Source organism: Vibrio litoralis DSM 17657 (assembly GCF_000426765.1).
Lineage (GTDB): Bacteria > Pseudomonadota > Gammaproteobacteria > Enterobacterales > Vibrionaceae > Vibrio > Vibrio litoralis.
Genome location: NZ_AUFZ01000017.1, coordinates 344,753 through 364,559, shown reverse-complemented (window position 1 = coordinate 364,559; position 19,807 = coordinate 344,753). Strand labels below are relative to the sequence as shown.

At 41.7% G+C, this 19,807-nt stretch carries 22 protein-coding genes; 13 read left to right on the top strand and 9 right to left on the bottom strand.

The genetic code is table 11. The annotated features are described in order from the left end of the window. Positions 1-22 precede the first annotated feature (22 nt). Positions 23-319 (top strand): YkgJ family cysteine cluster protein, encoded by a 297-nt coding sequence (locus K358_RS0107165; protein WP_027696184.1) that lies wholly within the window; start codon positions 23-25, stop codon positions 317-319. 66 nt (positions 320-385) lie between these two features. Here K358_RS0107165 and K358_RS0107160 read toward each other — a convergent pair whose 3' ends face one another. Together K358_RS0107160 and K358_RS0107155 are read right to left on the bottom strand one after the other, a co-directional pair. Then, the gene (locus K358_RS0107160) at positions 386-886 is read right to left on the bottom strand and encodes a peptide-methionine (S)-S-oxide reductase (RefSeq protein ID WP_027696183.1); all 501 of its coding nucleotides are present in this window, start codon (positions 884-886) and stop codon (positions 386-388) included. Positions 887-933: 47 nt separating this feature from the next. After that, entirely contained in the window at positions 934-1,944 is a 1,011-nt protein-coding gene (locus tag K358_RS0107155) for an AraC family transcriptional regulator (protein WP_027696182.1), read from the bottom strand. Between the two features lie 202 nt (positions 1,945-2,146). Between K358_RS0107155 and K358_RS0107150 the strand changes: the two genes are divergently transcribed. From K358_RS0107150 to K358_RS0107140, 3 genes are all read left to right on the top strand, one after another. Next, positions 2,147-2,917, top strand: a complete 771-nt coding sequence (locus tag K358_RS0107150; RefSeq protein WP_027696181.1) for an SDR family NAD(P)-dependent oxidoreductase — start codon at positions 2,147-2,149, stop codon at positions 2,915-2,917. Positions 2,918-2,996: 79 nt separating this feature from the next. Next, positions 2,997-3,500 (top strand): 2,4'-dihydroxyacetophenone dioxygenase family protein, encoded by a 504-nt coding sequence (locus tag K358_RS0107145; protein WP_027696180.1) that lies wholly within the window; start codon positions 2,997-2,999, stop codon positions 3,498-3,500. 28 nt (positions 3,501-3,528) lie between these two features. Then, positions 3,529-4,584 (top strand): zinc-binding dehydrogenase, encoded by a 1,056-nt coding sequence (locus K358_RS0107140; RefSeq protein ID WP_027696179.1) that lies wholly within the window; start codon positions 3,529-3,531, stop codon positions 4,582-4,584. Positions 4,585-4,902: 318 nt separating this feature from the next. On the opposite strand, the gene K358_RS0107135 is transcribed toward K358_RS0107140, so the two are convergent. The 5 genes from K358_RS0107135 to K358_RS0107115 all read right to left on the bottom strand — a co-directional run bounded on the left by K358_RS0107135 (position 4,903) and on the right by K358_RS0107115 (position 8,861). Further along, positions 4,903-5,364 (bottom strand): NfeD family protein, encoded by a 462-nt coding sequence (locus tag K358_RS0107135; RefSeq protein WP_027696178.1) that lies wholly within the window; start codon positions 5,362-5,364, stop codon positions 4,903-4,905. 2 nt (positions 5,365-5,366) lie between these two features. Continuing rightward, positions 5,367-6,317: an SPFH domain-containing protein gene (locus K358_RS0107130; protein WP_027696177.1), complete on the bottom strand. Its 951-nt coding sequence runs from the start codon at positions 6,315-6,317 to the stop codon at positions 5,367-5,369. A 209-nt stretch (positions 6,318-6,526) separates the two neighbouring features. Then, complete coding sequence (locus K358_RS0107125; RefSeq protein WP_027696176.1) at positions 6,527-6,958, bottom strand: acyl-CoA thioesterase; 432 nt, start codon at positions 6,956-6,958, stop codon at positions 6,527-6,529. Between the two features lie 116 nt (positions 6,959-7,074). After that, entirely contained in the window at positions 7,075-7,971 is an 897-nt protein-coding gene (locus K358_RS0107120; protein WP_027696175.1) for an EamA family transporter, read from the bottom strand. Positions 7,972-8,027: 56 nt separating this feature from the next. Beyond that, the gene (locus tag K358_RS0107115) at positions 8,028-8,861 is read right to left on the bottom strand and encodes a patatin-like phospholipase family protein (protein ID WP_027696174.1); all 834 of its coding nucleotides are present in this window, start codon (positions 8,859-8,861) and stop codon (positions 8,028-8,030) included. Between the two features lie 140 nt (positions 8,862-9,001). Here K358_RS0107115 and K358_RS18990 point away from each other — a divergent pair, with 140 nt between their 5' ends. Then, positions 9,002-9,250: a protoglobin domain-containing protein gene (locus tag K358_RS18990; protein WP_083962775.1), complete on the top strand. Its 249-nt coding sequence runs from the start codon at positions 9,002-9,004 to the stop codon at positions 9,248-9,250. A gap of 77 nt (positions 9,251-9,327) precedes the next feature. On the opposite strand, the gene K358_RS18190 is transcribed toward K358_RS18990, so the two are convergent. Beyond that, positions 9,328-10,515, bottom strand: a complete 1,188-nt coding sequence (locus tag K358_RS18190; RefSeq protein ID WP_051241225.1) for a sugar efflux transporter — start codon at positions 10,513-10,515, stop codon at positions 9,328-9,330. Positions 10,516-10,714: 199 nt separating this feature from the next. Here K358_RS18190 and K358_RS0107100 point away from each other — a divergent pair, with 199 nt between their 5' ends. The 3 genes from K358_RS0107100 (at position 10,715) to udp (ending at position 13,879) form a co-directional block, all read left to right on the top strand. After that, positions 10,715-12,259 (top strand): bifunctional GNAT family N-acetyltransferase/carbon-nitrogen hydrolase family protein, encoded by a 1,545-nt coding sequence (locus K358_RS0107100; RefSeq protein WP_027696173.1) that lies wholly within the window; start codon positions 10,715-10,717, stop codon positions 12,257-12,259. Between the two features lie 161 nt (positions 12,260-12,420). After that, positions 12,421-12,837 (top strand): CBS domain-containing protein, encoded by a 417-nt coding sequence (locus tag K358_RS0107095; protein WP_027696172.1) that lies wholly within the window; start codon positions 12,421-12,423, stop codon positions 12,835-12,837. Between the two features lie 271 nt (positions 12,838-13,108). Beyond that, the gene (gene udp / locus K358_RS0107090; protein WP_027696171.1) at positions 13,109-13,879 is read left to right on the top strand and encodes a uridine phosphorylase; all 771 of its coding nucleotides are present in this window, start codon (positions 13,109-13,111) and stop codon (positions 13,877-13,879) included. 101 nt (positions 13,880-13,980) lie between these two features. Here udp and K358_RS0107085 read toward each other — a convergent pair whose 3' ends face one another. Further along, positions 13,981-15,144, bottom strand: a complete 1,164-nt coding sequence (locus tag K358_RS0107085; RefSeq protein WP_027696170.1) for a Card1-like endonuclease domain-containing protein — start codon at positions 15,142-15,144, stop codon at positions 13,981-13,983. Between the two features lie 406 nt (positions 15,145-15,550). On the opposite strand from K358_RS0107085, the gene K358_RS0107080 reads away from it, so the two are divergent. The 5 genes from K358_RS0107080 to K358_RS0107060 all read left to right on the top strand — a co-directional run bounded on the left by K358_RS0107080 (position 15,551) and on the right by K358_RS0107060 (position 19,727). Then, positions 15,551-15,901, top strand: a complete 351-nt coding sequence (locus K358_RS0107080; RefSeq protein ID WP_027696169.1) for an HIT domain-containing protein — start codon at positions 15,551-15,553, stop codon at positions 15,899-15,901. A 193-nt stretch (positions 15,902-16,094) separates the two neighbouring features. Continuing rightward, positions 16,095-17,537: a COG3014 family protein gene (locus tag K358_RS0107075; protein ID WP_425315033.1), complete on the top strand. Its 1,443-nt coding sequence runs from the start codon at positions 16,095-16,097 to the stop codon at positions 17,535-17,537. Then, the gene (locus K358_RS0107070; protein WP_027696167.1) at positions 17,534-17,923 is read left to right on the top strand and encodes a YcfL family putative periplasmic lipoprotein; all 390 of its coding nucleotides are present in this window, start codon (positions 17,534-17,536) and stop codon (positions 17,921-17,923) included. The genes K358_RS0107075 and K358_RS0107070 overlap by 4 nt, the downstream gene beginning before the upstream one ends. Positions 17,924-17,939: 16 nt before the next feature. Continuing rightward, positions 17,940-18,524, top strand: a complete 585-nt coding sequence (lpoB, locus tag K358_RS0107065) for a penicillin-binding protein activator LpoB (protein ID WP_027696166.1) — start codon at positions 17,940-17,942, stop codon at positions 18,522-18,524. Positions 18,525-18,839: 315 nt separating this feature from the next. Next, a complete protein-coding gene (locus K358_RS0107060; RefSeq protein WP_027696165.1) occupies positions 18,840-19,727 on the top strand; it encodes a phosphotransferase in 888 nt (295 codons plus the stop codon). Positions 19,728-19,807: the final 80 nt, after the last annotated feature.

Sequence of the window (19,807 nt, the reverse complement as noted above, 5' to 3'; positions counted from 1 at the left end):
ATTGCCTCCAATTAAGATCTGCATGACTATTCCAATCAAAGATATCACTACTCCCGAAGTCACTTGTTCAAACTGCCAAGCTTGTTGTTGCCGCTTAGAAGTGATGATCATTAGTGAAACTGGCGTTCCTGAAGAACATATTTCGTATGATCAGTGGGGCGGAGAAACCATGTTGCGTTTAGATGATGGTTGGTGCTCGGCGTTAGATCGCGAAACCTATATGTGCACCATTTATGAAAACCGCCCGTGGATTTGTCGTGAATTCGAAATGGCATCGTATGAGTGCAAAGATCAACGCATTGCAGTGATGGGGGAGTAAGGGAATATTGGTTCCTAGTTCCTAGTTCCTAGTTCCTAGTTTCTGGGAAGAGCTAAGTTGCTTGGCTTAGTCATTTTTGTATTTATGTAATAAGTTCCACGGTATATGGCATAAGTGATGATCTTCTGGGTGTAGGCTGAGCCTATGTTGGTGTTCTTCATCACTGGCGACGTAGTTGGTTAAAGGCAATACTTCGACTACGATTTTGTCGCTGTCTGCACGCTGTTGAATATATTCAATCGCTGCATCTAAATGGTGAGGTTGGCGGCTATAAATTCCGGTGCGATACTTTTCTCCTACATCTGCTCCTTGCTTATTTAAGCTATACGGGTCAATGATTTCAAATAATCCCTCTAAGATCTGTCCAATACTAATCACGCTAGAATCAAAGGTCGTGCGAACGCATTCTGCATAGCCATCGTAGTCTGATTGAGTCGTGTTGCTACTGCCATTGGCTCGGCCTGCTTCGGTTGCGATCACTCCCGGTAAGTATTTAATAAACTCTTGTACTCCCCATAGGCAACCGCCAGCGAGATAAATGTCTTCATGATAGGTATTGTTCGCCATATTGATTTCTATTCTTCGGTACTAGATTAAAGCCAGTTTAACATTACCTACCGTTTAAACTCGTGGTGATTTTGCTTTTTCCACTGGCTTGGTGATAGCCCTGTCCAAGTTTTAAAGTGTCGGCTGAATACCGCAATATCAACGTAACCGAGTTGTAATGCAAGTTCTGTTATCGTTTGAGTACCGTGGATAAGCTGATGTTTAGCGATTTCTTGACGAGTTTGCAGTAATAACGAACGGTAACTTTGTTGCTTATTTTTAAGTTGTATTTGTAGGCTGCGATGATGCATACCGAGTGCGCTGGCAATACGTTCGATGCAACATTCTCCCGTAGGCAATAAATGTCGAATCAAGCCTTTCACTTGGTCAGCAATGTCTTCTGGGTAACGCTGTTGTAATTTGTGCAAGCGATGGGTAATGAGCTGGTTAAGGGCTTCTTCATCTCGATGATTACTCAGAGCCAGTTGCGAGCTCTTTAACTGGATGCCATTAAAAGATTGCTTGAATAGGATTGGATGGTGCAATTTTTCTTTTTGCTTTAGGCTAATAGGTGGTTCTACTTGACTGAAATATAAAGTTAAATTGTTGACTTCAATGTTTAATAATCCTGAGACAAACAATGCTAATTGGTAAATACTGAGTTGCATGAGCGGTTCTAAGTTCACCTCACTGTCAAGATTAATAATGACGTTCAATTGAATGTAATCACCCTTACTTTGCATTTTCACTCGTGCGCCATAAGCATGTAAGTAGAGGTATTCATCGGCTTTCATCAATGCTTTTTCGACTGTTTCCATGCGTGAAGCTAACATGGGAAGCTCGCCTAATACATCTTGATTTTGCATTTGAGCAAGTATCAAACCAAAGAGTGGTTGCTTGGTGTGAATCGATGCTAAATCAAGAAGCTCGGCCAGTTTGGCATAAGAAATATAAGTATTGGGATCGCGAAACTCTGCCTGCCTTAAACCGACCTGATGCATTAAATATATTGGGTTGTGTCCTAACTCTAAAATCAGTTTCTCAAAGTGTGATGCTGCGCCGCTTCGTACTAAGTGCATAGTCAATCCTGTGATTTAAGGCGAGTTTGCATTCGCAATATATCAATTTCCCATCGCAAATAATCAAGTAAAGTTCACGTTATTCACCTAGATTTGGATAACAATTCGTTAACAATCGAATGTGTAGAAAAGCGGTGTGCCTACCATGCTTCATTTATGCCGCGATTCATTTTGAGAACACTTTATAACAAGGAAGAACGGTATGCGTTTACTTAATAAAGTCGCCATTGTGACGGGAGCTGCTGGTGGAATCGGTCAAGCGATAATTGAAAAGCTAACTTCCGAAGGCGCTAAAGTGGTAGCGGTTGATATTTCAGCCGAGGCTTTGAAAGTCTTTGATGGTTATGGTTCAGAAAAAGTGCACTCGTTGGCTATTGATGTGACCGATTTTCATCAAGTAGAAGGCATGGTTAAACAAGCCGTCGAACAATTTGGTCAACTGGATATCATGATTAACAATGCGGGTATTGGTGCGCCTAAACCGTTATTACACCATGACCCGCGTGAAGATTTTGACCCCGTTACTCAAGTTAATCAGTACGGTGTGTATTACGGAATTTTAGCTGCAGCGCGTCAGTTTCAAACTCAATCGTCTCAAGGGGTGATTATTAATACTTCATCGGTGTATGGGCAAATGGCTAGTGAATTAACCTTTACTTATAACGTGAGTAAAGCTGCTGTCGATATGATGACTAAGTGTGCAGCCTTAGAGTTAGCACCATTAGGGATCCGAGTATGTGCAGTTGCTCCCGGTCGTGTTGATACGCCGATGCTTCGTCAGTATGAGGCGATTGGCTTATGGGAGTATATTCGAAAAGAACAAATGCGTGACACCATGACTCAACCAAAAGAAATAGCCAATGTGGTTGCTTTTCTTGCTAGTGATGAAGCCAATTGCATTAATGGCACAACGGTATCGGCATCTGATGGGTTTGAAAACTTCAAATACCCATTACTCGATAAAATCCAATAACGTGCAATTTTATAACAATAACTAGTGATAACAATAATGAGGTCAAAAGACCCTAAATCATAATGAAAAGGAAGATAATATGAGCCTACCAGATATTATTAATCACCAAGATTTGCTACTTACGTTTAATACCAATGAAGAAAACCTAATCAAAGATGCTTTACCGGGTGTCGATATTTATCCGTTATTTTTAGATATCGAAAATGGAACTTGGGTGATACGTGCCAAGTTTAAGCCGGGTGTAACCTTACCCAAACATTTCCATACTGGGGTGGTGCATTTTTATACCTTAAGCGGTCGTTGGAATTATTTGGAATACCCAGACCAACCTCAAACCGCAGGGAGTTACTTATATGAGCCGGGCGGTTCGATTCATACTTTTCATTGTCCGGAAGATTCAGAAGGCGCTGATGGCTTTATGGTGGTCAGTGGCGCAAATATTAACTTCGATGAAGATGGCAACCTAATGAACATCATGGATGCTGGCTGGATTGAGCAAGTGGTGATTGCTGCGGCTCAAGCGCAAGGTTTAGAGCCTCGTTACTTCAAACCGGGTGGTCTTGCTAAGTTGAGCACAGATTAATTCATATTAACCCAGTAGGAGAGGTTCCATGAAAACGATGAATGCGATTGCGATGCAAGATGGGGTAATCACCCTGCAACAAGCTCCGGTGCCGAAACCCGCTTCAGGGCAAGTATTGGTTCGTAGTTTAAGTTGCGGTATCTGTGGGTCCGACCTGCATATCACTCGCCATACCAGTGAGATCTTTAAGCTTTACCGTGAACTCGGGATCATGACCGATGAGCAAGATGATCAAACGCCAGTCATGCTAGGCCATGAGTTTTGTGCTGAGATTGTGGAATTTGGGCCAGATACCCAACAAACATTAGCGATCGGGCAGCGCGTAACTTCGGTGCCAATTTTAATGTCGCAACACGGTGCTGGAATCGGCGTGACTCCGGGGCTATCGGGTGCTTATTCAGAATACTTTATTTTGGATGAAGCCTTGTTATTGCCAGTACCAGAAGGTGTTGCGCCAGAAGCGGTGGCGTTGACGGAACCTCTAGCTGTTGGTCTGCATGCAGTGAATCGTAGTGATATTGGTGAGCAAGACACCGCGCTGGTGGTTGGTTGTGGGCCGATTGGACTGGCGGTGATTTCAGCGCTGAAACGCCGAGGCATTAAAGCGATTGTTGCCGCTGATTTACAAGAAGATAAGCTACAACAAGCCGTGACATTTGGTGCCACACATACGGTAAATAATAGAGATCAAGATGAAGTGGCGTTTGCCGACGGCGTTCAAGATGGGCGATTAGTCATTTTTGAATGTGTTGGGATTCATACTTTAATCAAAGGCTTTATCCAACGAGCACCCGCTAATGCCACGCTAGTGATTACTGGTGTACACACCGCCGATGCATCGGTTAACTATGCTTATGCGACGGTAAAAGAGCTTGATATGCGTTTCTCTTACTACTATCAGCCGCAGGAATTTGCAGAGTGTTTAGAAGCGCTAGCTGCGGGAGATATTCCTTGGCAGTCTATGGTAACCGGTAAGGTTGGTATTGATGGTGTACCTAATGCATTTGAGCAATTAATGTCACCAAACAAACACGTCAAAGTAGTGATTGAACCATGGCGTAATGGCTCGCTTGAAGCGGTATAGTTTATCTATCGATACTTTTCATTGACTAGGGAATTGAGTAATCTAACGCTAAATTCATTTATATCGATTTAGTTATGAAATTTATTTGGTTAAAAGTACTCATTACTGTACTAGTCTTTGCTGGGCTGTTTGCTGCGGTTTATTTCAGCGTTCAAAGCGGTACCTATTAAGCTTGATGGCAGTACCTTAATGACAGTTTCTTGCTGAGAATAGCTTAATGACTGTAGTAATGAAAAAGCGATGAGCCTTTTATTGGGCTCATCGCTTTTTGTTTTTTGGTGCGTTAATTAACTCGACTAGTTAATCGGCTAAATGCGGTTATTCATTAATTGCTTCAACCCACATAATGCCGACTTCCATTTTTACCACTTTAACTTTCTGTCCTTCCATCAAAGGTTGCTCGCTGCGAACTTTCCATTGAATGCCAGAATAAGCGTGAGTGACATCATCGGTGTTGGCATCGACATTACCTTTTAGTACAAAGGTTTGTTGAGCAAAATCAGATTGGTAGTTTTGCTTGGTTTGCCTATTTTGCAATTGCTTAAATGGTCTCCATAGCACTGCAGCAAATACGATGGTTAAGATTATATTGGTCCAAATTGCATAATGAATGGTGGCGTCAATCCAGCCCATGTACATGCAAAAACCACTAATAACCAACGAGAGGCCAATAAAGAAAAAGATGAAAGTGGCAAAGCCTAAAACGACCACTTCAACAATCAGCGCAATCACGCCAACCGCCATTAATACTTGTGGCAAATAACTCACAATCCAATCCATAGTTAAGCCTTATTTTGTTTGTTCAGTGAGTTAATAATAGACATTCCCTGAGCAACCAGTGAACTTGCATCGGTGCCGCTGTCTGGTAGTAGTACAACCGAAGACTCTTTGGCAATTGCATGTTTTGCTTCAATCGCTTTAGTTGCCAAGTCTAGCTGAATGGCTTTTTGACCTTCTTCAGTATTGGCGGCATCACCGACGGTTTTCAATGCTTCGGCTTGCGCGTTCGCCACGGCAATAATGGCTTTGGCTTCCCCTTCCGCGTTTAAAATTTGTTCGGTTTTATCCGCTTCGGCTGCCAGCACTTGCGCTTGCTTTTTACCTTCGGCAACGTTGATTGCTGCTTGACGATCACCTTCTGATTCTAAAATTTGTGCACGCTTAACACGCTCGGCTTTCATCTGAGCTTCCATCGACTCCATGATAGATTGCGGCGGCACAATATCTTTAATTTCATAGCGTAGTACCTGAATGCCCCACGGTTCAGCCGCGACGTTAATCGCTGAAACGATGTTGGTATTTAATAAGTCACGTTCTTCAAAGGTCTTATCTAATTCCATCTTACCGAGTTCAGAACGCATCGTCGTTTGCGCGAGCTGAGTCACCGCAAAGGAATAATCATCGACACCATAAGTGGCTTTATAAGCATCAAGGACGCGGAAATACAGCACACCATCGACAACTAAAGAAATGTTATCGCGAGTAATGGCTGACTGAGAAGGGACGTCTTGAGCTTGTTCTTTTAAGCTACGAACCGCTGAGATGCGATCAATAAAAGGGATGATGAAGTTAATACCAGCAATTTTTGTCGATTGGAATTTACCGAATCGCTCAACCACCCAAGCCTGGTTTTGTGGCACAAACTTAATGCTGCTTTTTAATATCACAACAACAAGAATAAACAGGACAACAGGGACGATGTTGTCGAATATCAGATCAAGTGGGTAGTTCATGGCATATTCCTTTAATAATGATGTATATATTTAAGTAATTTGGATATAAAACTAGTCTACGGCCATTTGCAGTAATTAGCTTGTTTGTTTTGGAATGTTGAGCGAGAAAAGGGAGGTTTTTCGAAGTTAGAATGTAACAATGTAGATTATGAGCAAAGATAATAACAGGGTAACCAATGTTACCCAGCTAAAGAGGATGGTCGTTAGACTTAACGCAGATTTTCTAGTTGTTGAATAGTCGCTAAAATTTCTGGGGTTAAATTGGCTTTTTGATTGGTTTTAAAATCAAACATCACTACGGTGGCGCTGCCTAGGGTAGTAATTTTATTGAGCTTCTTACTCACTACCTGATATTTCATGGTGAAACGGTCATCTTGCAAGTCTGTGATCTTTGTCCCCACTAATAAAGTATCAGGAAAAGTGACCGGCATTTTATAGCGGCAACTGGTTTCTGCCACGACTGGGCCGACTTGAGTAATGGCAATATTTTCCATTAAATCGATGTGCTTGAAGTAATCAATTCGCGCGGTTTCAAAATAGCGAAAATACGTCACATTATTAACGTGTTGTAGAGCATCCATTTCGCCCCAAGCTACAGGAATTTCAGTTACCACTGGAAAGCCGTCAAGTAAGTGATTCATTGATCTTATCCTTAAAAGTCAAACATGTGTTTAAGATAAGATCACGCTTTTATTTATGCAATCTTGTTGTACTAAAAGCGTGAAATAACAGGCTTAATTTATGGTTTCACGGTAGTTTAGCGAGAGCGAATCAGTGCCATACGTAATTTCTGGTGAAATGAATAAATACACAAGCCCATAATAACGACTGCGCAACCTAATGCTTGGGTGACATTTAACGTCTCACCTAAGAAAACCCACCCAGATAGAAGGCCGACCACCGGGACTAATAGCGCAAAGGGAACCACATTGGCCGTTCCGTGTTTAGAAATAAGCATTCCCCACACGGTATAGCCAAATAAAGATGCGGCTAAAATTAAATAAGCCAGTGACAATACCGAAACTAACGTTGGATGAGACACTGCGTAAATAATTTGCTGGTGGTCCTCCAATAAATAGCTTATTGAGAAGAATGGAATGATTGGAACGAGGGCGCCCCACACGACAAGTTGCATCATGCTAGTGCCTTGATAACGAGCTGAAATCGTGCGATTGCATAAATTGCCAACACCCCATGAACAAGCCGCAGCAAAGGTAAATAGATAACCTAGAATCGAAATGTCGGTGCTCAATACGCCGTAAAGTAGTAAACCAATGCCAGTGAGAGCCAGTAAGCCGCCAAAACCTTGCAAGCGAGTTAATTTATCTTGATAGAGCACCACACCAAGCAAGGCTGTTACAAAGACTTGAGACTGTAAGACTAATGAGGCTTGGCCTGAAGGCATGCCTATGTATAACGCATAAAATAAGCAAGCAAATTGCCCAAAACTAATGGTTAGTCCATAAGAGATTAACCATCGATAAGGAATAGCGGGTTTTGGCAGAAAAAAGACCAGTGGAAAGGCGACAAAAACAAAGCGTAAACCCGCCATAAAAAAGGGTGGAATTTCTTTAACACCTATACTAATTATGACAAAGTTAATCCCCCAGACAAGTACGACTAACAAGATAAGACATAAGCTGCGAGGGGTCATAATCATCCTTGAATAATGAAGAAAAAGTAAAGAGCTAACGTTTTTTTGATAATCAATTAGCCACTACAATTGTCCATGGTTGTTTTTGCGGCTTGAATTCCCATTTGATAACCAATATCCAGCCTTGCTCTATTTTTAGTTAAGCGTCCAACTGGGAAATTACCTGGCGGCGCAATCACATGGATGGTGCAATCTTTTGGTGGAGATTGAATAAATTCGATGCTTTTATTGTAGTTTTCGGCGCGTTTTAATGCTGCCTCTGCAAGTTTTGGATTTTGAGCTAAAAACTTACGGGTTAACCACGGCATTTTGGAAGGTTTTTTCAGGTAGCCAAGTGGTCGAGATAAAATCACTGTAATGTCTTTGGCGCCCATTTTGTACGCTTGTTCAACCGGAATGGAATCGGCGACCCCGCCATCGGTCATTGGCATACCATTAATCACAGGGTAGTCACGGTACGCCAGTGGTACTGAACAAGAAGCTTTTAATAGCTCGACAACATTGTCTGGCGTTGATTGAATATAATGCGCTTGACCAGTATTAATATCGGTTGTAACGACATACAGCGGGGTAGGTTGCTGGTGTAATACGTCTGTATCAATGGGAATTTCATCAATGGTAATGTCCCATAGCCAATCAAGATCTAACCAGTGCCCGCCGCGGACAAAACGTTTGAAATTAATAAACTCTGGGCGACAAGAGTAGTCGGTAATCACATTGTAGGTTCGACGTTTTTGCTGAGATAACCACGATGCTAAGCTGGTAGAGCCGGCAGAAACACCGATGCAAAAGTCAAATGAATTATAGCTATCATCAATGAATTGATCCAAAACTCCCGCGGAAAAAATACCACGCATCGCGCCACCTTCGACGACCAGTGCCTTTTTCATAAAATGTTCCTTAAAAACTTAATCTATATCAATGTAACTAAATATTTCCCGAAGATAAACCATATAAAAAGTATGTTTAGAAAGGGAACTGATAAAATGTAGAAAATTTTTATTGAGTTAACCCATGAACACAGTTTTACATACTGCAAACCGCGATTCCTGAGATTTCACTAATTATTGGTGATAGAGAAACTCTAAATAACCTTCACAAGAGCATGCAGGTATACGTACGTGAATTGTTCGAAGGGGATTACGAGTTAGCTTATGTCGAAAAGCGTTTACGAATCGGTAAAGTTCACCAGCGTATTGGCGTGAGCCCTAAGCTGTATTTATCGGGAATTAACCAACTTCAATTAAGAGTTGAAGTTAACCTTGCAACCATAGCGTAAAAGCTAACGTAATATCTCTAATATAAAAAGCCCAGTTCACTTATGTACTGGGCTTTTTTGTTGCGCTATTTGGGCTGCTAGTTGTTATCTTTCACTTTTAAGATGGTCAAGAAAGAGAGCAAACTAAGCACTAAAGATGCCCAAAATACCATTTGAAAGCTGTAAATATCAGCAATAGTGCCGGCAAAAACACCCCCTAATACACCTCCCGTTTTAATCGCATTGGAATAAAGTGTGGTGATTTGCCCCATTTTTTTCGGCTTTAAATCTTGGAAATAGGAAATGCCGAGCGCCGCGGTAACGCCAATAAAAATCCCGTTAAGAAATTGCAATAACACAAATCCGATGAAACTAGTGTTTAAAATGATCCCGATATAAAACAGGCTACCGGCAAGCACCGCCGCGGAAATGATGTTTTTCTTACCAAAACGTAGTGCATAACGACCGGATAACAACATGATTGGTATTTCAATAAAGGCAGCGGTGCCCATCATAATACCGGCCGCTGATGAATCTAAATCCATCTCATGAGTGATATATAACGGCATGCTAATGATGTACATGTTGTTGGCACAGTACATAAACACGAATGACAGAGCGAGTAGCAGAATGTTTTTATCACGCCAAATCGAGTCATTAGGATCAAATTGGTTATGTTTCGGGGTCGGTTCAATTTGTGGCAAAGCAAAGTGTGCAACTAAACATAAAATGATAAACATGCTGGCCGCGAGTAAAAACAATTGGGTAAAGCCGATGCCCGTTGCAATGAAAAACGCAATCGGCGGCCCAATTACCCAACCAAGAGATATTTGCGCCCTGAGTAGTGAACTAAAGGTTTCAGAGGTGTGGGTTCTTCGGTCTAAGATTTCTCTGGCAAGCGCAAATACTTGCGGAATAGAAGCGGATGTCGTGCTGACAAAAATGGCTGATGTAGCGAGTAAAACCCAGTAGTTACGGTTAAAGGCAAAGACGATAAACCCTATCGCCCCCATTATATTACAGATCAGAATGAGTTTTTTACGATCTACTCCTTGATCGGACCACCAACCAATCACCTGGCTTACCAATACCCCTGAAATCGTCATTACCATGAAAAACACCCCAATGAGAAAAGGGCGAGCGCCGACTTCTTCGGAGATAAACAAACTCATGGTAGGCATGGTAAATGCACCCGCAATACCGACAAAAAAGCAGGTAAACAGCAAAGATACTGAAGTTTGATCTGGTTGATTCCCTGGGAAAAGGGAATAGAGCATTTTTTTCATAAGATTCTAAAAGGAGGCATGGGAAATTAGATAAGTGCATGATAGCAAAGCGATGATTGAATAATAACCACTAGTTACAATATTGTTGAAAATTAACACTGCTGGGTATGCATTTGGCAAAGAATGTGAATAACACGACTAGAATTTATCTATGGAAGTCGCATAATGAAACTAAGAATTTGATTGGAGCTAAGAATTTATGGATGAAAATAATACACCGCTGTTAAATTTACGAACACTGACTCCAGACGATTACCAAGAACTGGCCGCTTTAATGGATCTAGTCTTCCCAGATGTGGGTGGAGCTTGGCCAGAGTCGACCATTATGGATTTGGTCACCCAATTTCCTGATGGGCAAATCTGTATTGAAGATAGTGGAAAAATGATTGGCGCGGCATTGACAATGAAGGTGGATTATAGCCGCTTTAGTTTACCGCATAAGAACAGCGACTTGGTTAATGCTAATGATGTTGTTCAGCATAACCCTAAAGGGGATGCGATATACGGGTTAGATGTATTTGTGCATCCTGATTATCGAGGCTTACGCTTAGGGCGTCGTTTATATGAAGCGCGTAAAGAGATGTGTCGCGCGAATAATTTAAAAGCGATTTTGACTGGCGGCCGCATTCCAGGGTTTAAGCAATATTCCGATCAAATGAGGGTCAGTGAATACATCGATAAGGTCAAGCGGCAAGAAATTCACGATCCAATCTTATCTTTCCAGCTTTCCAATGATTTTGATATTAAGCGTTTAATGCGTGGTTATTTACCCGAAGATGATAAATCACAGGGCTACGGCACGTTACTTGAGTGGGATAATATCTTTTATGAAGAAGAAGTCACCTCGATACACGAAACTGAAAAAAGCATCGTCCGTATTGGGGTAGTGCAGTGGCAAATGCGTCATGTGATGTCTCTAGATGACCTTGTCAATCAAGCGGAATTTTTTATTACTTCTCTTGCAAATTACCAGTCTGACTTTGCGTTATTCCCAGAATTTTTCAGTGCACCGCTAATGGGACTTGCTCCCGATCTACGGTCTGTCGAAGCGATGCGTTATTTGAGTGAGTACTCGGATGAAATTATTCAGCGTTTTTCTCACCTAGCCGTGACGTATAACATCAATATCATTTCTGGTAGCTTGCCGATTCAGCAAGATGGAAAGATGTACAACGTTGCATACATGTTACACCGTGACGGGAGCATAGAAGAGCAGTATAAAATACACATTACCCCACATGAAGAATGGGACTGGGTTATTGAAGGTGGCGATAAAGTTAAAGTGATTGAAACGGATGCCGGTAAAGTGGGTATTTTGATTTGTTACGATGTGGAATTCCCAGAACTAGGTCGTATGCTCGCCGAGCAAGGTGTACAAATTCTGTTTGTTCCATTCTGGACGGATACTAAAAATGGTTATTTGCGAGTGCGTATTTGCGCTCAGGCACGAGCGATTGAAAACGAATGTTATGTCGCGATCAGTGGTAGCGTCGGTAACTTACCTCGCGTGGATAATGTGGACATTCAATATGCCCAGTCGGCGGTATTTTCACCATCGGACGTCTATTTCCCACATGACGCAATCATTGCAGAAGCCGATCCGAATACCGAGATGATGATCTATGCCGATGTCGATTTATCGAAATTGAAACTTTTGCATAGTGAAGGTTCGGTAACTAACTTGAAACATCGCCGCCCTGAGCTTTATCAATTCTCTCCGGTCAATGAGACAAGAAAAAAGTAAATTAATCGACTTTATGCCAATGGAATCCGAGAGCCGGATCACCCATTGGCATAATCTATTAATAAAATTGCTCAAATCCATTTAGTAAAATCAAGAAATTAGGCGACAATATAAAGATATAGACTCAGTATTATAATGATAACAATCTCAAGGAGTACTTTATGCCATCATTGAAAGTTCGAGATTACATGCGCCCTAGAGCGGTAACGTTTACTGTCGATATGTCGTTGTCTACTGCATTGGATAAAGTATTGAACGCGATTAATATCGGCGGCCCTGTGGTTAATGATAGAAATGAAGTGGTGGGCTTTCTTTCTGAGCAAGACTTACTTAACCGATTAGTTCAAGTCAGTTACCACTGCCAAGATACTCATGTGGTTGGCGATTGTATGCGGACCGAACCTTTGACTATTAGCCCTGAAATGTCAGTGATTGAATTGGCTAATATGATGCAAGAAGGCAAGCCAAAAGTGTATCCAGTGGTGGAAAACAAAAAACTGGTGGGTATTATTTCTCGTCGTGAGGTACTAAAAGCGGTGAGTGATAACTTAGATAATTGCTTTAAGCATCCAGTCTGATTTTCGAGATAGTCTCGATGACAGAAAGTTCAACAAGGTCGTATGTAAGATGCGACCTTTTTTCATGGCAATTTCTTGATATTGTGTGATGCAAACCGTTTTCCTATGATTAATCTGAGTTATGTTTCATTATAGGTGTGATTGATGTCACTTATTTGTGAGGTGTTCTCGATTAGAGTAGCGCCAATGGTTTTTTAGAGAAGAATGACGATTCTTTTTCGGTTGTTCATCTCCCTGTTATTCACTTTCTAGTAAAAGTAAGGAGCACATCGTGGCACCAGCAGATACTCAAAATGTTTTTCACCTAGGTGTAAATAAGCAAGACCTTAATGGCGCAACATTAGCAATTATTCCGGGCGATCCTGCTCGCGTTGAAAAAATTGCTAATTTAATGGATGAGCCTGAGTTCTTAGCCAGCCACCGTGAATATACTGTGTTTCGCGCCAAGCTAGATGGTAAGTCTGTGGTGGTGTGTTCTACCGGTATTGGTGGCCCTTCAACCTCGATTGCTGTGGAAGAGCTAGCTCAACTAGGCGTTCGTACTTTCTTACGTGTTGGTACTACTGGCGCAATTCAGCCGCACCTTAACGTTGGTGACATGATTGTCACGACAGGTTCAGTTCGTCTCGATGGCGCTAGCTTGCATTTCGCACCGATGGAATTCCCAGCTGTTGCTGATTTTGATGTAGCAACTGCCATGAAACAAGCCGCGATTGATTCAGGCTGTACAGTTCATACTGGCGTGACGGCATCAAGTGATACTTTCTACCCAGGCCAAGAGCGTTACGATACGTTCACCGGTCGTGTGGTTTCTCGTTTCCAAGGCTCAATGAAAGAGTGGCAGGAAATGGGGGTATTAAACTTTGAAATGGAATCGGCCACTTTGCTAACCATGTGCGCAAGCTCAGGTCTGAAAGCGGGTTGTGTTGCGGGTGTGATTGTAAACCGTAGCCAAGATGAAATCCCAGATCATGAGAAGCTAAAGCAAGCGGAAATTAACTCGATTAAAGTGGTCGTGGAAGCGGCGAGAAAAATGCTTTAAATCGTTCTGATTTGAGCAGAAAAACCAGCCCAGATAGACAAGTGTCATATGAGTCTATCTGGGCTTTTTATTGTTTAAAAGTTACTTGGATATAGGCTTCGTTATAACTTTTCTATTTGCCCACCGGCTTCATTAAACCAAGTGGTTAAGTAAGTTTTAAGATCTTTTAATTCTTCAGGGCCAATTAGCGCGAGACCTAAATCTTCCGCGCGAGAAATATCGTTATGGCGCATCGGACGGAAACTGACTAGCATCGCACGCGCTTGTAGTCCACCAAGTAAGTCACGTAATGATTCCAGTTTATACAACGTGTCATCACCATCATCGCGCATACCTTTAGTTTTACACTCTATGATATGCAGCTTGTTGTTTACTACGGTAGCCACATCCAATTCATTACGCACTTCACGACCACCGGTCTCACGATAAACTTGTACGTTTAATGAGTGGTCTTGAATGGTAGGTAGTTCATCTTGAATTTCTCGTACCGTGTTGTGTACTAAGTTTTCAAGCCACTCACCGTTAGAGAAGCGTCGAGCATCTTCACTGAAAAACTCTAAAACGCCATTTTGATAAGTGGCCAATTTAATGTCGACTAGGTCTGAAATCAGCAAGTCGAGCTCTTTATAGCCTTGCTGTTTGTCCGTTAGCGGTACATCAAGCTTTTGCTCTTTACGACATGTGGTTGCTAAGTAGTTCAATGTCGCAAGCCCAGGGCCTAATTCTAATGCATTACTTGCCCAGCGTTTGCCTAATTCATGCAGTTTTGCATCTAAAGGGGCAGGGATTTCATGGGTTGGAAATTCACTACGCGCGCCAAAAATAGTGAGGTAGTCGCTGATACGAATATGGTCTTGAACTTGTTGCTCAGGCTTATCATCTGGATAAAGCCAGCATTGACTATCACTAAAAGGTTCGACCACGAAAATAGGCCAATTATAACTACGAATGACTTCATAAACCGATAATAAACGGTGCCTTAAACCGCAGCTGGCATTGAGGTAGATCTGCTCATTACGAGTGATGAGTTGTTCAGCAAGCTCTTTAACTTTTGTCTTGATCGCGGAAGTGTTGACAGCACTAGGGATTTCAAAAAACTCAGAGCTGATTTTTCGAGACTCAAGCACTTGCTGTAGCCTTTGATACATGTCTCGTTGGGCATCATCACCAATGAATACCATGTGAGTGCATTCAGAACGGTTATCGAGAAGAGGGGTGATCAAACGTACGGGATCTTGATCTATGATTCCAATATGAACCGCCATGGTTATTCCTTTGTAGCGTATGTCGCTAATCGTTGTTACTAATGAAATCAACGACTCACCATTGATGTATCTTTGCTGAACATGACACAAGATAGGTGAGTGGTCGAACTGTTGTGGGCCTATAGAATCACATTGAAAGTAGGTATATTTAAAAGATTTAGCATTCTAGGCTCTACCTTTAATATGTGGCTACATTTTTACAATAACAAGTATTAACCACATTTATTACTGTATTAACTAGACTACAAAAAGGGCTATAGGTTCCAAAAGAAAATGATAATGAGTTGATTTTCACTTGAAATATCAGTTGTCTAAATCTCTCAGTAAGTAGAGAAAATATTGTTATATCACTAGGCTTAGCGCATACTAATACACTTATCAAACACGATGTCATTAGGAGATTTAAATGGCTGAAGAAACAATATTTACTAAGATCATCAATAAAGAAATCTCTTCCGATATGTTATATCAAGATGACCTAGTCACGGCCTTTCGTGATATCAACCCAAGAGCGCCAAGCCATATTTTAATTATTCCTAATAAGCTGATCCCAACAACTAACGATGTTGAAGAAGAAGATGAGTTGGTGATGGGCCGTTTATTTACGGTTGCCAAGAAGCTCGCCAAGCAAGAAGGCATTGCTGAAAATGGTTACCGTTTAATTGTGAATTGTAATGGGCATGGCGGACAAGAGGTTTATCACATTCACATGCATTTAGTTGGTGGTGAGCCTCTAGGGCCAATGCTAGTTAACTAAATACCCTTTGTACTTGAAGCTGCAGCTTTGTTGACGGTGTTCATTCGCCCCCCTATCTTTTTATTAAAGAAAGTCATAGGCGAGCTATGCTCATGGGGCCTCATTGACTTGTCGCCTCACTGCAACTCCAATTACTTTGGGTATGGTTTTTAGGCTGAAAGCGAACTGAATAACCGTAAATGTGATTAAATTAATGCAAATTCTAATCTTAAAAAACATGGATGTTATGCCTTGGCGTAAAGTGGTTAAAACCAGTTTAGCTGTATTTTGTAGCGTGGCATTGAGTGCCTGTGCCAATCTTTCGGCAGGCAACTTATTTAGTCATTATTCGGCACAGACTGAAGATGTCTACAAAGATGTGGTGAGTGGCGATTATAAAAGCGCGGAATCGGAATTGCTGGAGTCTGAAGTTGGTGGGCCAGTTTTAAGTAATATGGAAAAGGGCAGAGTGTCATTCCTTGCCGAAAACTACCCGAATAGCTTTACGGCTTTTCAGTTAAGTGACAAAGCGGTGGGAGTGTTAAACGAGCGCGCCACGATTTCACTTTCAGAAGGTGCAAACCAAGCAGGCTCGTTGGCGACCAATGACAATTTAACCACTTATGATCCTGCTGATTATGAATTGGGTTATTTGCATTTATATCTAGGCTTAAACTATCTGCAGAAAAATGATCTACAAGGCGCTTTGGTTGAAATGCGCCGGGCGAATCAAGTGCAGGAAAAAGCCAAAAAACGCCGTGAAGATGAGCTGAAAGATGCTCAGCAAAAAATGAAAAATAGCGGAGTACAGCCAAACATAGGCAGTATTCTTTCACAATATCCAGACGCCGGTAAAACCTTGCAGGCGGTTCAAAATGGTTATTTGCTGTATTTGTCAGCGGTACTTTATGAAGCGGACAACCAGCTAAATGATGCTTATATCGATTATAAACGTGCATTAGCGGTTAACCCGAATAACCGAGAAATTATTGATGCAACCATTCGAGTGGCAAAGCGACTAGGTATGCGCCAAGATCTCGATTCACTGCTCAAACAGTATGGCGAACCTAAATCAGCGCCACAAGGTTATGGACAAGTGATTGTGGTTGACGAGCGTGGTGTGGTGGCTCAGCGTGGTAATTGGCGTTTATCTTTGCCGATATGGGATAGCTCTGGCAGAACTAAGTTTTATAGTGTGGCGTTACCAGTCTATAAAAATGTCAGCGTTCAAAACTTCTCTCCAGCAAGCGTAGATGGCGCGACATTAAAGTCGAGTATTTTAGCCGATACAAACTTGATGGCGCAAAATGATTTGAGTGAGCGAATTCCTGCGATGGTTCTTAAACAAGGTTTAAGGTTATATACTAAAGATCAGTTAAGACACCAAGCGGCGAAAGCCGATGATTCGGGCATCTCCAATGTGTTAGTCAATATCTGGAATATTGTGACAGAGCAACCTGATACTCGCAGTTGGCAAACGTTACCCGCTCAGGTGTTTAGTAGTAGTGCATATTTGACACCGGGCCAACACACGATCTCCGCTGGTGGTGAACAATACGCAGTTGATGTAAAAGAGAATCAACGCACCTTTGTCTGGCTTTCACGCCAAGGGAATGCAGTGACAATATGGCATAAACAATTAGGAGCAATTCGATGAAGAAATGGTTAGTAGCAGGCTTAGGCCTAGTGGCATTAGCAGGATGTTCAAGTAGTAATACTGCAGGATTGCGCATCGATAGTGCCAGCCAACAAGTTTTATACAGCGATTCTGCGTTAGATGATGACCTGACGATAGATAATATCGATACTCAGGAAAATAATGGTAATACTCGCGGTTTGGTGAAAATTACCAATAACTCTCAAGATACGCAAAATCTTCAATACCGCTTTTATTGGTATGATGGCCAAGGTTTGGAAGTGAATGCGAAGCAAGGTGCTTGGCGTCAATTTATCCTGCGCGGATATGAATCAATGACTTTAAGTGAAGTGTCTGTGAATCCGAATGCGACCGATTTTCGTATTCAAATTCGTCCACAAGATTAATCAAAGGAAGTAACACATGAAGAAAACGGCAATTGCATTAATAGGTTTAGCAGTCATTCTAGGTGGTTGTTCTAACAAGGTTCAGTATGGTGACGCGAATGCTGCTGAAACAACAACCGTCGATTTTGGTTCGACAGATTTACAAAAAATCGCCAATGAGATGGTAGATAGCATGCTTTCTTCTGGCTCAGTTGCGGCGATTGAAGGTCGTCCGATTGCTTACGTAGATAGCATCCGCAACAAAACCAGCGAGCATATTGATACCGAATCAATCACTGACTCAGTGAGCACCAAAATGTTGAACTCTGGTAAGTTCCGTTTTGTTGATATGACCAAAGTAGAAGATGTTCGTAAGCAGCTTAACTTCCAAAATAACGATGAATTAGTTGATCAAACAAGCGCAGTTAAGTTTGGCCAAATGATGGGTGCTCAATACATGTTATACGGCAACCTATCTAGCATCGTAAAAGAAGCGGGCAGTGATAAAGACGTTTACTACAAAATGACGATGCGTTTAATGGATTTAAAAACTGGCCTAATCGAATGGGCTGATGAAACTGAAATCCGTAAGCAAGAGTCAAAAAGCCTATTTGGCATGTAATATTGTTTATATACCCAAGTAACTTCAAGATGCGAGTTTCAGCAAGAATAAAACAAGCTTTAGGCAAGACAAATTGGACATGATCATAGTTATTCTATCTCTGTTCAATTTAACGCAGCATAAAGCTTGTTTTAACTTGCCCTTCGGGAGCTTCATCCAAACCTCTTCTTTTTTATAAGAGATAGGCAGCGTCAGATTAGTTTGAAAGGTGCTTACATTCCTTCACCAATCTTTCTTGTCTAAAGGGTTGGATGGTAGCTCTGAATTCTGCATCTTGAAGTCACTTGGGTATACAATAACTTCAAGGTCACGAGTTTGAAAGAACACTACATTAAGCAAGATCCCAGCTTAATCGATCTGCAAGCTCAGTGGCCTGAAAGTATTTCTGATATTCAGCCATTGCAAGGTGGGTTAACCAACCAGTGTTGGAAAATCACTACCTTATGTGGTCGCCATTATGTGTGGCGGCCACATTCTATTTCTACCCAGTCCTTTTCTATTAACCGCTCCAATGAATTTGAAGTCCTCAATGTGCTTGAAGGCTTTGCTTTATCACCGAACGCTCAAGCATTATTACCCCAAGGCTTATTGGTTGAGTGGGTGGACGGTGTGACCTTGATGGGGCAGCATAATCAAACGCTATCGTTACTAGTGATGAAGTGCCTAGTCGCTCTTCACCAATATCCGCTTCCTCAAAGCCATTCGTTGCCTATTTTCGATTATCAATTTTGTATTGAAAACTATTGGCAAGCATTATCGAGCCAGCAGCAAACACCGCGTTATCAGCAGTGGTTTGAGCATTTTTATCAGCAATATAATGAGTTAAAAAATCGCACTGAATCAATTTTACCGCCTTGTCTCTGCCACTTTGATTTAGGCAGCTATAATATTATTCAAAAGCCTGATTTAGCGTTGGTGGTCATTGATTGGGAATATGCTGCAATGGCTAGTCCTGTAGTGGATTTGGCGACAACGATATTAGCCGAGCAGTTTAGCGTTGAAGAAAGTGTTGAGTGTTACCTAGAGCTTAGCCGCTTAGATATCGATAAGTCACAATTCATTGCTATTGTAGATGAGTGGCTACCATACTTACGTTTTATGGCGTTGCTGTGGCATCAAGTTAACTTTTCTTTGCATCAGCGCGCATCAGATAAGCATGCGATTGAAGTGTTAACGCAGCAGTTAGAGTTGTCTGAATCGTGATGATTCTAGTCTGAAGAGGGAACATAGGTCACTTTTCTTAATTTCTTCATTAATAATCGTAGAAACAACGCTTTAAAACC